14 protein-coding genes and 1 pseudogene are annotated in these 11,828 nt (G+C 70.0%); 8 read left to right on the forward strand and 7 right to left on the reverse strand.

Annotation, left to right across the window (positions count from 1 at the left end; genetic code table 11):
- Positions 1-273, forward strand: a pseudogene (locus AC1DK4_RS39410) (DEAD/DEAH box helicase); the annotation flags it as partial.
- A gap of 29 nt (positions 274-302) precedes the next feature.
- A complete protein-coding gene (locus AC1DK4_RS39415; protein ID WP_441622898.1) occupies positions 303-1,343 on the forward strand; it encodes a serine/threonine protein kinase in 1,041 nt (346 codons plus the stop codon).
- Positions 1,344-1,383: 40 nt separating this feature from the next.
- Here AC1DK4_RS39415 and AC1DK4_RS39420 read toward each other — a convergent pair whose 3' ends face one another.
- Positions 1,384-1,821, reverse strand: coding sequence for a universal stress protein (locus AC1DK4_RS39420; protein ID WP_441622896.1), 438 nt, complete (start codon positions 1,819-1,821; stop codon positions 1,384-1,386).
- 279 nt (positions 1,822-2,100) lie between these two features.
- On the opposite strand from AC1DK4_RS39420, the gene AC1DK4_RS39425 reads away from it, so the two are divergent.
- The 3 genes from AC1DK4_RS39425 to AC1DK4_RS39435 all read left to right on the forward strand — a co-directional run bounded on the left by AC1DK4_RS39425 (position 2,101) and on the right by AC1DK4_RS39435 (position 4,491).
- Positions 2,101-2,250, forward strand: coding sequence for a hypothetical protein (locus AC1DK4_RS39425; RefSeq protein WP_441622894.1), 150 nt, complete (start codon positions 2,101-2,103; stop codon positions 2,248-2,250).
- Positions 2,251-2,493: 243 nt separating this feature from the next.
- Positions 2,494-4,005 (forward strand): M20/M25/M40 family metallo-hydrolase, encoded by a 1,512-nt coding sequence (locus AC1DK4_RS39430; RefSeq protein ID WP_441622904.1) that lies wholly within the window; start codon positions 2,494-2,496, stop codon positions 4,003-4,005.
- A 66-nt stretch (positions 4,006-4,071) separates the two neighbouring features.
- Positions 4,072-4,491, forward strand: coding sequence for a carboxymuconolactone decarboxylase family protein (locus AC1DK4_RS39435; protein WP_441622892.1), 420 nt, complete (start codon positions 4,072-4,074; stop codon positions 4,489-4,491).
- A gap of 180 nt (positions 4,492-4,671) precedes the next feature.
- Here AC1DK4_RS39435 and AC1DK4_RS39440 read toward each other — a convergent pair whose 3' ends face one another.
- Together AC1DK4_RS39440 and AC1DK4_RS39445 are read right to left on the reverse strand one after the other, a co-directional pair.
- Positions 4,672-4,902, reverse strand: a complete 231-nt coding sequence (locus tag AC1DK4_RS39440) for a hypothetical protein (protein WP_441622890.1) — start codon at positions 4,900-4,902, stop codon at positions 4,672-4,674.
- Positions 4,903-5,024: 122 nt separating this feature from the next.
- Positions 5,025-5,975, reverse strand: a complete 951-nt coding sequence (locus AC1DK4_RS39445; RefSeq protein WP_441622888.1) for a LysR substrate-binding domain-containing protein — start codon at positions 5,973-5,975, stop codon at positions 5,025-5,027.
- A gap of 217 nt (positions 5,976-6,192) precedes the next feature.
- Between AC1DK4_RS39445 and AC1DK4_RS39450 the strand changes: the two genes are divergently transcribed.
- Both AC1DK4_RS39450 and AC1DK4_RS39455 read left to right on the forward strand, forming a co-directional pair.
- Positions 6,193-7,185: a Bug family tripartite tricarboxylate transporter substrate binding protein gene (locus AC1DK4_RS39450; RefSeq protein WP_441622886.1), complete on the forward strand. Its 993-nt coding sequence runs from the start codon at positions 6,193-6,195 to the stop codon at positions 7,183-7,185.
- A 19-nt stretch (positions 7,186-7,204) separates the two neighbouring features.
- Complete coding sequence (locus AC1DK4_RS39455; protein WP_441622884.1) at positions 7,205-8,446, forward strand: aminotransferase-like domain-containing protein; 1,242 nt, start codon at positions 7,205-7,207, stop codon at positions 8,444-8,446.
- A 33-nt stretch (positions 8,447-8,479) separates the two neighbouring features.
- Here the strand turns inward: AC1DK4_RS39455 and AC1DK4_RS39460 are convergent, their stop codons facing one another.
- Together AC1DK4_RS39460 and AC1DK4_RS39465 are read right to left on the reverse strand one after the other, a co-directional pair.
- On the reverse strand, positions 8,480-8,845 hold the full coding sequence (locus AC1DK4_RS39460; RefSeq protein WP_441622882.1) for a hypothetical protein: 366 nt from the start codon (positions 8,843-8,845) through the stop codon (positions 8,480-8,482).
- A gap of 146 nt (positions 8,846-8,991) precedes the next feature.
- Positions 8,992-9,903, reverse strand: a complete 912-nt coding sequence (locus AC1DK4_RS39465) for a DMT family transporter (protein WP_441622880.1) — start codon at positions 9,901-9,903, stop codon at positions 8,992-8,994.
- Positions 9,904-10,101: 198 nt separating this feature from the next.
- Here AC1DK4_RS39465 and AC1DK4_RS39470 point away from each other — a divergent pair, with 198 nt between their 5' ends.
- Positions 10,102-10,572: an Lrp/AsnC family transcriptional regulator gene (locus AC1DK4_RS39470; RefSeq protein WP_441622902.1), complete on the forward strand. Its 471-nt coding sequence runs from the start codon at positions 10,102-10,104 to the stop codon at positions 10,570-10,572.
- 18 nt (positions 10,573-10,590) lie between these two features.
- Here AC1DK4_RS39470 and mdcH read toward each other — a convergent pair whose 3' ends face one another.
- Together mdcH and AC1DK4_RS39480 are read right to left on the reverse strand one after the other, a co-directional pair.
- A complete protein-coding gene (gene mdcH / locus AC1DK4_RS39475) occupies positions 10,591-11,532 on the reverse strand; it encodes a malonate decarboxylase subunit epsilon (protein ID WP_441622878.1) in 942 nt (313 codons plus the stop codon).
- The coding region (locus AC1DK4_RS39480) for a phosphoribosyl-dephospho-CoA transferase MdcG domain-containing protein (protein WP_477132210.1) at positions 11,529-11,828 on the reverse strand (300 nt) is incomplete at its 5' end. The genes mdcH and AC1DK4_RS39480, both read right to left, overlap by 4 nt.

Raw genomic sequence — 11,828 nt, forward strand, 5'->3', positions numbered from 1 at the left:
GGCCAGCGCCGCGCGCCGCAGCCGCAGGGCCAGCGTCCCGCGCAAGGCGGCGGCCGTCCGGCGCAAGCCGGCCAGGGCGCACCGCGCAACGGCCAGGCCAACGGCAACCGTGCCGCGGGCAATGGCGGCGGTAACGGCAATGGTGGCAATGGTGGCAATGGCGGTCGTAGCGGCGATGTCAACGGCAACGTCGCGCAGCCGCGCGGCGGCCAGGGCCGCCGTTCGTCGCCGCAAGCCGCCCTGCTGGGCGGCCAGCGCAAGACCGGCCGCTGATCCCCCGACCCCGACGGCGGCCACGCATCATGTCCAGCTCAGGCTTCGATCTTCCCGTGGCGGATGACGGCGGCGTTCCCTACGCCAGCCTGACGCCCGACCTGATGCTGGACGCCATGGAGGCCGCCGGCTTCATGCCGGATGGCCGCCTGCTGGCGCTCAACAGCTATGAGAACCGGGTCTGGCAGGTCGGCATCGAAGACAGCGCGCCGGTGGTGGCCAAGTTCTACCGGCCCGGCCGCTGGAGCGATGCCGCCATCCTGGAAGAACACGCCTTCGTGCAGCAACTGGCCGACGCCGAGATCCCGGCGGTGCCGGCCATCGTGCGCGACGGCAATACGCTGCTGGAACACGCGGGCTTCCGCTTCGCGGTGTTCGCGCGCTGCGGCGGGCGCGAGCCCGAGCTTGACCGCTCGGACACGCTGACCTGGCTCGGCCGCTTCATCGGCCGCATCCACGCCGTCGGCGCCACGCAGCCCTACAGCGCACGCCCGGCCATCGACCTGGACAGCTTCGGCGTGGCCCCGCGCGACTGGCTGCTGGCGCAGGACTGCATTCCGCACGACCTGCGCCCGGCGTGGGAGGCCGTGGCGGCGCTTGCCATCGACGGCGCGCGCCGCTGCTATGAGCGCGCCGGCGAGCTGCCGCTGCTGCGACTGCACGGCGACTGCCACCGCGGCAATGTGTTGTGGATAGAGGAATCGCAGGCCCGCGCGCAGCCACCCGGCCCGCACTTCGTCGACTTCGACGACAGCCGCATGGGCCCGGCGGTGCAGGACCTGTGGATGCTGCTCGAAGGCGACCGCGCTGCCATGCAAGGCCAGATGGCCGACATCCTGGCCGGCTACGAGGACTTCGCGGAGTTCCATCCGCGCCAGCTCTACCTGGTCGAAGCGCTGCGCACGCTGCGCCTGCTGCACTACAGCGCCTGGCTGGCCAGCCGCTGGCGCGACCCCGCCTTTCCCGCGGCATTCCCCTGGTTCGGCACCGCGCGTTACTGGCAGGACCGCATCCTCGAGCTGCGCGAGCAGGTCGCGCTGATGGACGAACCGCCGCTCTGGCCAGTCTAGGCGCGGCCGGAACCGGCGCGCCGTCTTCTGTCGCCGCTGCTTACTTCTTTTCCGGCGCCTTGACCAGTATCACCGGGCAAGGCGCGTGCGCCAGCACCCGTCCCGCCACCGAACCGATCACGGCATTGAAAAAGGCACCGCGTCCGTGCGTGCCCATGACGATGCCGCGCGCGTCCACGCTGGCGGCATAGGCGACGATGCGCTCCGGCGCAAAGCCATGCAGCGCATGGCATTCGAAGGCGACACCCGCCGCCGCGAGAATATCCGCCACGGGCTTGGTGGCCTTGCCGCTTTCTTCCTGGTGCCAGGCGTCGATGGTTTCCTTGTTGACGAAGGCGCGCACCTGTCCCGTTACCTCGGGGGTGACATGCACCACGTGCACGGTGAAACCGCTCTGCAGCAGGCGGCCTTCGGTAATGAAGCGTGCGGCTGCATCGGCATACGGCGAACCATCGGTGGCGAGCACGATATTGGTCATGGCGGCTATCTCCTGGTTGGGCAACGCTTGTCGCAGTCAGCATGGCGGCGCCGGTACCGGAGGCGATGCCGGGGCGGTCATTGCGGGAATGATGGCACCGATGGGAGAGGCCCGCCACGATCCAGGTCAAATTAAGCCGATTCCGATGCCCGTCGCCTTGCCCGCGGCGCATTTTTAGGCTTTCTTTGCGCCCGGCCCCGGATATCCATGCGCCCTTTTGACACTGCCGGTCCTACCCTGCAGGCAGGAAGACTCTGCCGGCCCCGCCGGCTTGCCGTCATGTCGATCTGGATCTATTACCGGCTGGCGATCGGCGCCGTGGCGATACTGGCGCTGATCCTGCTTTTTGCCGTCGAGTACGGGCTCGCGATCGCCATTGCCCAGCGCGAGGAGGGTTTCGCGCGCGCGCCGGACGAACAGGGACCTTAGTGCCTGCCGCGCCGGAGCGCGCGCCTGCCAGGGGCGCCGCGCGTTGGACAAGTCGCGCGCCGCGGTTCAGACTGCCGGTGCGCGCGGCGGCATGGCTGCCGCGCGCATCCGACAGCCAACAGACCAACAAGACCCATGAGACTGCGTTTCCGTACCCGCGCGCCTGGCCGCGCCGCCGCCCACCCTGATCGCCATGCTTCCCGCGGCGCCATCCGCGCCGCCTTCGGCGCCGTAGCCTGCGCCATGTCGCTGGCGGCCCCCGTCCAGGCCGCCACGCTCGACGCCGCGCAACTGGAGCAGCAAGCCGCCCAGGCCGCGCCGCGCAGCTACCGGGAATGGGTCGAACTGCTGGCCATGCCCAACGATGCCACCGTGCCGGCCGATATCCAGAAGAACGCGGACTGGCTGGTCAAGGCCTTCGCGCGGCGCGGCTTCCAGTCGCGCGAGCTGGCCAACGACGGCAAGCCGATGGTCTATGCCGAATATCCCGCGCCAGCCGGCGCCGGCCCGCGCAAGACCGTGCTGTTCTACATGCATTTCGACGGCCAGTCGGTAACGCCGTCGCAATGGGCGCAGCGCAGTCCGTGGGAGGCCACGCTCAAGGCGCGCAGCGCCGGCGGCAAGTGGGAGACGCTACCGATCGAGCAGCTGTACGCCGGCCACGCCGACCCGGAGTGGCGCGTGTTCGGGCGCTCGTCGTCCGACGACAAGGGCCCCATCGTCATGTTCCTCGCCGCCATGGATGCGCTCAAGGCGGCCGGCGTCGAGCCGGCGGTCAATATCAAGGTGATCCTCGATTCCGAGGAGGAAAAGGGCTCGCCCTCGCTGGGCAAGGTGATCGCCGAGAACCTTGCGCTGCTGCGCAACGACGGCATGGTGATCTTCGACGGCCCCATGCACCAGAGCAACCAGCCCACGCTGATCTTCGGCAACCGCGGTGTGCTGCTGGTGCAGCTCAAGGTGTTCGGCGCCAGCCAGGGCCTGCATAGCGGGCACTACGGCAACTACGCGGCCAATCCGGTGCAGCGCCTCGCCAGCCTGCTGGCGAGCATGAAGGACGACGAAGGCCGCGTGACCATTCCCGGCTACTACAAGCCGGTGAAGATCGACGAGCGCGCGCGCCGCATCATGGCCGCGGTGCCGGACGACGAAGCCGCGCTGCGCCGCCGCCTGGGCATCGCGCGCGCCGAGCGGGTCGGCGCCAACTACCAGGAAGCCATGCAGTACCCCACGCTGAACGTGCGCGGCATCGCCGGCGGCGACGTGGGCGACAAGGCGCGCACCATCATCCCCGAAGTGGCGCTGGCGGATATCGACATCCGCACGGTGCCCGAGACCAGCCCCGAATCGCTGTTCGCGCTGCTCAGGCAGCATGTGGAGAAGCAGGGCTACCATCTCGTCAAGGGCGAGCCCACCGATGAGGAGCGCGCGCGCTATCCCAAGCTCGCGGCGCTCACCGCCGGCGAAGTCTCGGCCTCCAGCTCGGCGGCGCGCACGGACCTCGGCGCCCCGGTGAGCCAGTGGCTGCTGCAGTCCATGCAGCAGTCCTGGGGCAAGGCGCCGGTGCAGATCCGCATGATGGGCGGCACCGTGCCCACGGGTGCCGCGGTACAGGCGCTGCAGTCGCCGTTCGTGATCGTGCCGCTGGTGAATGCCGACAACAACCAGCACAGCTATGACGAGAACATGCGGCTGGGCAACTACCGGGACGGCATCCGCACGGTGATGGGCATCCTGCAGACGCCGTTCCGGTAAAGCCGGAGACGGCGGCCGGAAATGGCGGCCGGAGACGGCGCGGGCAGACAACAGGGGAAAGACGAGATGACGAAAGACGAGAATGCGCTGCCGGGCTACGCGCAGACGCCGGCCTTCGAGGCAGGCCGCCAGGTACGGTCGGAGGTGATGGGCGCGCAGTACGTCGAGCGCGCTTTCGACGCCGCGCAGCAGCAAGGCGATACCGGCCTGCAGCAGCTGGTGACGGAATACGCCTGGGGCACGGTGTGGACGCGCGAGGGGCTGGACCGCAAGCAGCGCAGCCTGGCGACGGTGTCGATGCTGATCGCGCTCAATCGTCCGCACGAGCTGACGGGGCACCTGCGCGGCGCGCTCGCCAACGGCGTGACGGCCCGGGAGTTGCGCGAGCTGGTGGTGCACAGCTCGGTGTACTGCGGCTTCCCGGCGGCGCTCGATGCGGGCCGCAAGCTCGCGGAGGTGCTGGAGGCGGCAGGGGTCAAGGACTGAGCGGCCCGTGCCCGGCGGTGCTGCGGATCTGGCTCAGGTCTGCAGCACCTGCGCCGCGAAGCCGACGAGATAGCCGCTGCCGATGCAGGCGACGAGCCAGCCGGCGAGGATGAGGGCGCTTTCCTTGATGCTCATGATGCGTTCCGTGGTTCGGTTGCGGCGCGGCGCTGGCTGCGGCGCTCAGGCGGCGAAGCCGAACGGATACTCGTGGACCACGGTGCGGGCGCCGTCGCTGAACGCGTCGGCCTTGCGCGCGCCGTCGCCGTAGCTGTCAGCCGTGCGGTGTACGTAGCCGTAGTCGTCGCCGGCATGGAGGCTGCGCGCGTCGGCGGCAAAGGCGGAATTCAACGAGAGCAGGGCGGTGCCGGCGATGGCCGCGGCCAGCAGCAGGCGGGTGGTTGTGATTGTCACGATGGAGCTGCCTTTGTTGAAATTGTGCGAAGCAGTCGCGCTTCCATGTGACAAAGGATAGTTCCACCGGGTGCTCCTTAAGCGGCGCCTAATCGTATGCGATATTCAAATAATTTGAAGATTCATCCTGGGGTGCCGGCCGGCGCGGCGGCGCGCACCCCGGGCACCGGCTGGCGCGTGGCGAAATCCTGCGCCGCCGCGAGCAGCCAGCCGCGCAGGCGGGACATGGCATCGCTCATCGGCCGCGAGTCCGGCGCGATCAGGTAGTAGGCGCGCTGCGAGCGCATGGCCTGCGCCACCGGCATCACCAGCAAGCCCAGCGCCAGGTATTCCTCCACCAGGAAGCGCGGCACCAGGCCCACGCCCAGCCGGGCGCGCGCCGCGCTGATGACCATGCTGTGGTGATCGTAGCGCGTGCCGCGCATGGCATTGACCTCGCCCACGCCAGCCGCTTCCATCCAGTTCTGCCAGTCGAGCCGGCGCGTCGACAGGTGCAGCAGCGGCGCCTGCGCGATCCGCTCGGGCGTGACCGCTTCCGCGCCGCCGAAGAGCGCCGGATGGCACACGGGCACCGATTCCTCGTCGAACAGCAGGTCGGCGCGGCCGCCTGGATAGTTGGCCTGGCCGTAGTGGATGGAGGCGTCGTACGGCGTGCCGTCGAACAGGAACACATCGGTCTGCGCGCTCACATTGACCACGACCTGCGGATGCCGGGCGTAGAACGCAGGCAGGCGTGGGATCAGCCATTCGACCGCCAGCGTCGGCACGCAGGCCAGCTCCACGATGCCCCCCGCGCCTTCGTGCGCCATGATGTCCAGCGTATCGCGCTGCAGCCGCTGCAGGCTCTCGCGTACCTGCGCGCCGTACAGCGAGCCGGCCGGGGTCAGGCTCACGCGCTGGTTGGCGCGGTGGAACAGCGCTACTCCGAGCTGGCTCTCGAGCATGGCGATCTGGCGCGACACGGCGCTTTCGCTGAGGCAAAGCTCGGCGGCGGCGCGGCGCAGGTTCTGGTGGCGTGCCGCGGCTTCGAAGGCGCGCAGGCTGCTGAGACTGGGCAGGCGGGATGTGCTCATGGGGGCGGGCTGGAAGCGGCGAAGCTTGCCTCTTTGCCGGGCAATGCTGACCGCACTTGATGCATGAAAGGCATCATCCTATGCGTAAATCTCGCTTGATGGAAAGAAGTTGATGCTCAAAAATGCGCAGCTTCCGGGGCGCTGCCATCGGGCCTGCCGGATTCCCGCCCCGGGCGCGCAGGACAAACACAAGCAAAAAGACAAAGAGGAGACGGGCATGAAAGCACTGCTTCGCATCATCGGCCATTGCGGCATTTCCATTGGCCTGCTGGCGGCGGCCACCGCCAGCGCGGAAGACTTTCCCAACAAGCCGGTACGCATCATCGTGCCGTATCCGGCCGGCGGCACCACCGACATGGTGGCGCGCATGGTCGGCGACCAGCTCACCGCCATGTGGAAGCAGCCGGTGCTGGTGGACAACCGGCCCGGCGCCGGCGGCATCGTCGGCACCGGCGTCGCGGCCAAGTCGCCGGCCGATGGCTATACGCTGCTGATGGGCTCGGTGGGCGAGTTCGCCATCAATCCCACGCTCTACAAGAAGCTGCCCTACGATGCCGCCGGCGATTTCGCGCCGGTGACGCTGGTCGCCAAGGTGCCCAACGTGGTGGTGGTTTCGCCGGCCTTCGCCGAGCGCGCGCGCGTGCAGACACTGGCGGACTTCATTGCCTATCTCAAGGCCAACCCCGGCAAGGTCAACATGGCCTCGGCCGGCAACGGCACCTCGACCCACCTGGCCGGCGAACTGTTCCAGCGCATGACCGGCACGCAGATGAGCCACGTCGCCTACAAGGGCAGCAGCCCGGCGCTGGCAGACCTGATGGGCGGCAGCGTGGATGTGATGTTCGACAACCTGCCGGCGTCGCTGCAGTTCGTGCGCTCGGGCAAGCTCAAGGCGCTGGCCGTGACCTCGGCGGCGCGTTCGCCGGCACTGCCCGGCGTGCCCACGGTGGCCGCGGCCGGCCCGGTCGACGGCTTCGACGCCAGCCCATGGTTCGGGCTGTTCGCGCCCAAGGGCCTGCCCGCCGCGGTGGCGCAGAAGATCAGCCGCGACCTGGCGCGCGCCGCCAGCGACCCCGCCATCCAGGCCAGGCTGCGCGAGGCCGGCGCCGAACTGGCGCCGAACTCGCCCGAAGTGTTCGCCGAGCTGGTCCGCGTCGACCGTCGCAAGTGGGGCGAGATCGTCAAGCTGTCCGGCGCCACCGTCGACTGACCATCCATTGCCAATCGCCATGAGCACGCCAGCCAATCCATACGCCTTCGCGCCGGCCATGCGCGAGCCGCAAGGCTCGCCCATCCGTGAACTGTTTCCCTATATGAGCCTGCCGGGGATGATCTCGTTCGCGGGCGGCTACCCGGCGCCGGCCAGCTTCGATGCCGCTGCGCTGCAGGCCGCCGCCGCGGCCCGCATGAGCGCCGACCCGGCCCTGTGCCTGCAATACGGGCCGACCGAAGGCATGGCGGAGCTGCGCAGCGCGCTTGCCGCGCTGATGGCCGCGCACGGCGCGCCGTTGCCGGCCGCGCAGATCGTGGTGACATCGGGTTCGCAGCAGGGTTTCGGCCTGCTGGTGCAGGCCTTCGTCGCGCCGGGCACGCCGGTGTGGGTGGAGACGCCGACCTATCCCGCCGCGGTGCAGGCACTGCGCCTCGCGGGCGCGGCGGTACGCGGCGTGCCCTCCGACGCGCAAGGGTTGTGCGTGCAGACGCTCGCCACGATGCTGGCGGACTGCCCTGCGCACGAGCGGCCGCGCCTGTTGTATCTGGTGCCGACCTTCGCCAACCCGAGCGGGCGCACGCTATCGCTGGCGCGCCGCCGCGCCGTGCTCGCGCTGGCCGCGCAGCACCGCATCGTGGTGGTGGAGGACGATCCCTACGGCAGCCTGCGCTTCGACGGCGAGCCGCTGCCCTCGCTGCTGTCGCTGGCCGCGCAGGATCCGCTGCTGGCGCCGTGGGTGGTCTATCTCGGCAGTTTCTCCAAGACCATGGCGCCGGGCTTGCGCCTGGGCTGGATGGCCGGACCCGCGCAGATCGTGCGGCGCGCCGTGATCGCCAAGCAGGTGTCGGACCTGTGCACTTCGCCGTGGCTGCAGCTGGCCATGGCGGATTGCCTGGCCGACGGGCTGCTAGGGCGGCAGACCGCGCGCATCATCGATCTCTATCGACGCAAGCGCGACCTGATGTCCGGCGCGCTGGCCGATGCCTTCGGCACCGCGCTGCGCGGCGAGACGCCGCAAGGGGGCATGTTCCTGTGGTGTGAAATCGATGGCGTGCCGGACTCGGCGAGCCTGCTGCCCCGCGCCATCGAGGCGGGCGTGATGTATGTGCCGGGCGCCAGCTTCGGCGTGGACGGGCAGCGCAGCGGTGCGCTGCGGCTGTCGTTCGCCACGGCTTCCGACGCGCAGATCGTGGAAGGCGTGGCGCGCCTGCGCCGGGCCGTGCTGGCCAGCCAGGCGTCAGCCGGCGTAGCCGGCTGAGCCGGCTACGCCGGGCGTAAGCTCAGCGCGCGTTCAGCGGCGCCATTCGCGCTCGCGGTCATGTTCATGCTCATGCTCGCGCCACTCGTGCTCGCGGTGATCGCGCCAGCGCTGTTCGCGCCATTCGCGTTCGCGCCAGGCCCGCTCGCGCCAGCCGGGACCGTAGTAGCCCGGGCCCACCACCACCGGCTGCGGCGCGACATAGACAGGCGCGGGTGCGTATACCGGCGCCGCCTGGTAGACGGGTGCGGGCTGGTAGACCGGTGCGGGTGCCATATACACCGGCGCGGGCAGGCCGATGCCGATATCCACGTCCACGCGTGCGAAGGCCGCGCTGGAAGCCAGTGCGGCGGACACCGCGACAGTGGCAAGGGTGCATAGGGTGGCGATTTTCCGCACGGGGGGCTCCGGTTAGTAGATGGCCGCACTTTAACCGCCCGCGGCCTCGCCAGGTATTAGCGGCTCAATACATGTGTGTCCGGGTGTAACGTCCGCGCCCGCCGTTCTTGACAGGCCGCGGCCGGATCCGGTGATCATCCGGCGCACTAGGCATTGATCCACCGCATGCGCCGCCCCAGCCATGGCGCCAGCGCGGAGGTGGCCACGCCCAGCGCGATCAGCGCCAGCCCGGCCGACAGGTCCGCGGAGATGCGTTCGTGGAAGGCCGCGGCGGAAACGATCAGGCCGATCACCGGCACGCACAGCATGGCGATCGAGGTGGCCGCGGGCGGCAAGGCCTGCGTCATGTTCAGCACCACGATAAAGGTCAGCGCCGTGGCCAGCGGGCCGGTGTAGAACAGCAGCGGCCAGATCTCCGGCATGGACAGGAAGTGCGGCGCGCCGTCGCGCAGCAGCGCCAGCACCAGCAGCGGCACCGAGGCCACGGCGGTCTCCCAGGGGATCATGTCCGCGCCCAGGCGCACCGCGCGGTTGGCGCGCAGCTGGATGATGCTGAGCGACCATGCCAGCGAGGCGCCGAGCAGCATCACCAGTCCAACGACGGTATGCAACTGCCAGCCGCCCAGCGCCGGCGCCACCATCAGCGCGATGCCGGCATAGCTCAGCCCGGTGGCGATCCATTGCGGGCGCGACAGGCGCTCCTTGAGCACCAGCGACGACAGCGGGATCACCCACACCGAGGTGGCATAGGCGATCACCGAGGCGCGCCCCGGCGGCACGTACTGCAGCGCCCACAGCGCCAGCGCGGTGAAGGCCGCCATCTGCAGCAGGCCCACGCCGATCACCAGCGGCCATTCCTGGCGGCTGGGCAGCCGCAGCCGGCGCAGCGCGCCGAGCACCAGGAAGCTGATCGCGGCGGCGCAGACGAAGCGCGCCGTGGCGAACCACAGCGGGCTGACATGGGCCAGCCCCAGCTTCATCACCGGCCAGTTGCCGCCCCAGATCACCACGGCGCAGGCCAGGGGAACGAAGCGGCGCCATCCTTGTTGTACTTGCATGTTTCGATTCGAGTTGCGGTGCTGCCAGACCAGTAGAAGGTCCCGTCGCGCGCCACGCGCGCGCAGTGCCGCGAAATGCCGCGGGGCGGGCTGGAGAGTCTACGGTCTTGTGCGGCGCAGCAAAAACCGAACTACACGGCCCATCCGGGCTGTGGCGGCATAGAATGCTGTGATTCGGAAAATCGGGAGCGCAACGTGCTGGAAGACCTCAACCTGGATGCCATCGACATCCGCATCCTCAACGAGCTGCAACGTGACGCCAGCCTGACCAATGTGGAGCTGGCCAGCCGCGTCAGCCTGTCGCCCTCGCCATGCCTGGCGCGCGTCAAGCAGCTGGAAAAGCGCGGCGTGATCTCGCGTCGGGTGACCCTGCTCGATGCGCGCCGGCTCGGGCTGAAGGTGGTGGTGTTCATCCAGATCTCGCTGGACAAGCAGCGCCGCGAGAGCCTGGACGTGTTCGAGCGGCGCATCGCCGCGCTGCCGCAAGTGATGGAGTGCTACCTGATGTCGGGCGATGCCGATTACCTGCTGCGCGTGATCGTGCCCGACGTGGAGGCGCTGGAGCGCCTGATCATCGACCACATCACGCGTATTCCCGGCGTGTCGAACATCCGCTCGAGCTTTGCGCTCAAGCAGGTGCTGTACAGCACGGCGCTGCCGCTGGGCTGAGGTGCCGGGCCGGCGTGCTCAGGCGCCGGACTGCCGCAGCGCTTCCCTGCCGCTGAGCGCCACCACGCTGTCGATGCGCGTGTCGGCGCACGCCACGGCGATGCCGTCGGGCAGCAGCGGCGCGGCCAGCCGCGTCAGCACGTTGCCGGGCGGCATTTCCACCGCCAGCCGCACGCCGCATTCGCGCGCCAGCAGCATGGTCTCGTGCCAGCGCACCGGCACCGCGAGATTGCGTGCCAGGTCGGTGGCGATGCGCGCGGGATCGCGCAGCTCGCGTGCCGCGCTGGCGCTGAAGTAGCGCAGGCGCGGCCGGGTCGCGCGCACGCCGGCAAAGGCGCGCACGAGTTCAGTGGCCTGCCCGTCGAGCAGCGTGCAATGCGAAGGCACGCTGATGGCCACGGGTTTGGCCGCTTGCGCGCCGGCGGCCAGCGCCAGTTCCGCCACGCGCGCCATGGCGGGCACGGCACCGGCGATCACGATCTGCGCCGGGGCGTTGAAGTTCGCCAGGTAGACCGGCGACGCCGGCGCGCACACCTGCCCCACGATGTGCTCCAGTGGCTCGCGCTCGAGCCCGAGGATGGCCGTCATGCCATAGCCGCGCGGATAGGCCCGCTCCATCAGGCGCGCGCGCAGCGCCACCAGCCTGACGGCATCGGCATGCTCCAGCACGTCCGCGCAGACCGCCGCCGCATATGCGCCGATGGACAGGCCCGCCACCGCATCCGGCCGCGCGCCCTCGGCCAGCAGGCAGCGCGCCATCGCCACGCCGGCGGTCAGCAGGCACAGCTGCACGGCCACGGTGGAGGCCAGCGCCGCCGCGCTGTCCAGGGCCAGCACATCCTCGCCCAGCGCCGCGCTGGTCTCGGCCACGGTGGCGTGCACGGCGGGGTGGTCCGGCAGCGCATGCAGCATGCCGGCACGCTGCGCGCCCTGGCCGGGAAAGGTGAGCAGCGTGCTCATCGCGCGTGCGCCGGCGCCAGCCAGGGGTCCGCGCTCATGACCGGGCCGCCAGCCGTCTTGAGCAAGACGCGGCCACCGGTGCGCGCGCGCTCGCGCAACGCGAATGCGCCATGCGGAGTGCTGACCTGGATGTCGAGGCGGGTGTCGTCGAGCAAGGCGATCAATGCGCGTTCGGTGCGCGGCGCGAGCGGCGCCGCGGCGCCGACGAGCAGGTCGAGATCGCTGCCCTCGTGCAGCACGTCGATGCCCGACGCCAGGCTGAAGCCGACGCCGCCAGTCACGCCCCAGTCCACCTG

The organism is Cupriavidus sp. 05N38, assembly GCF_056397345.1.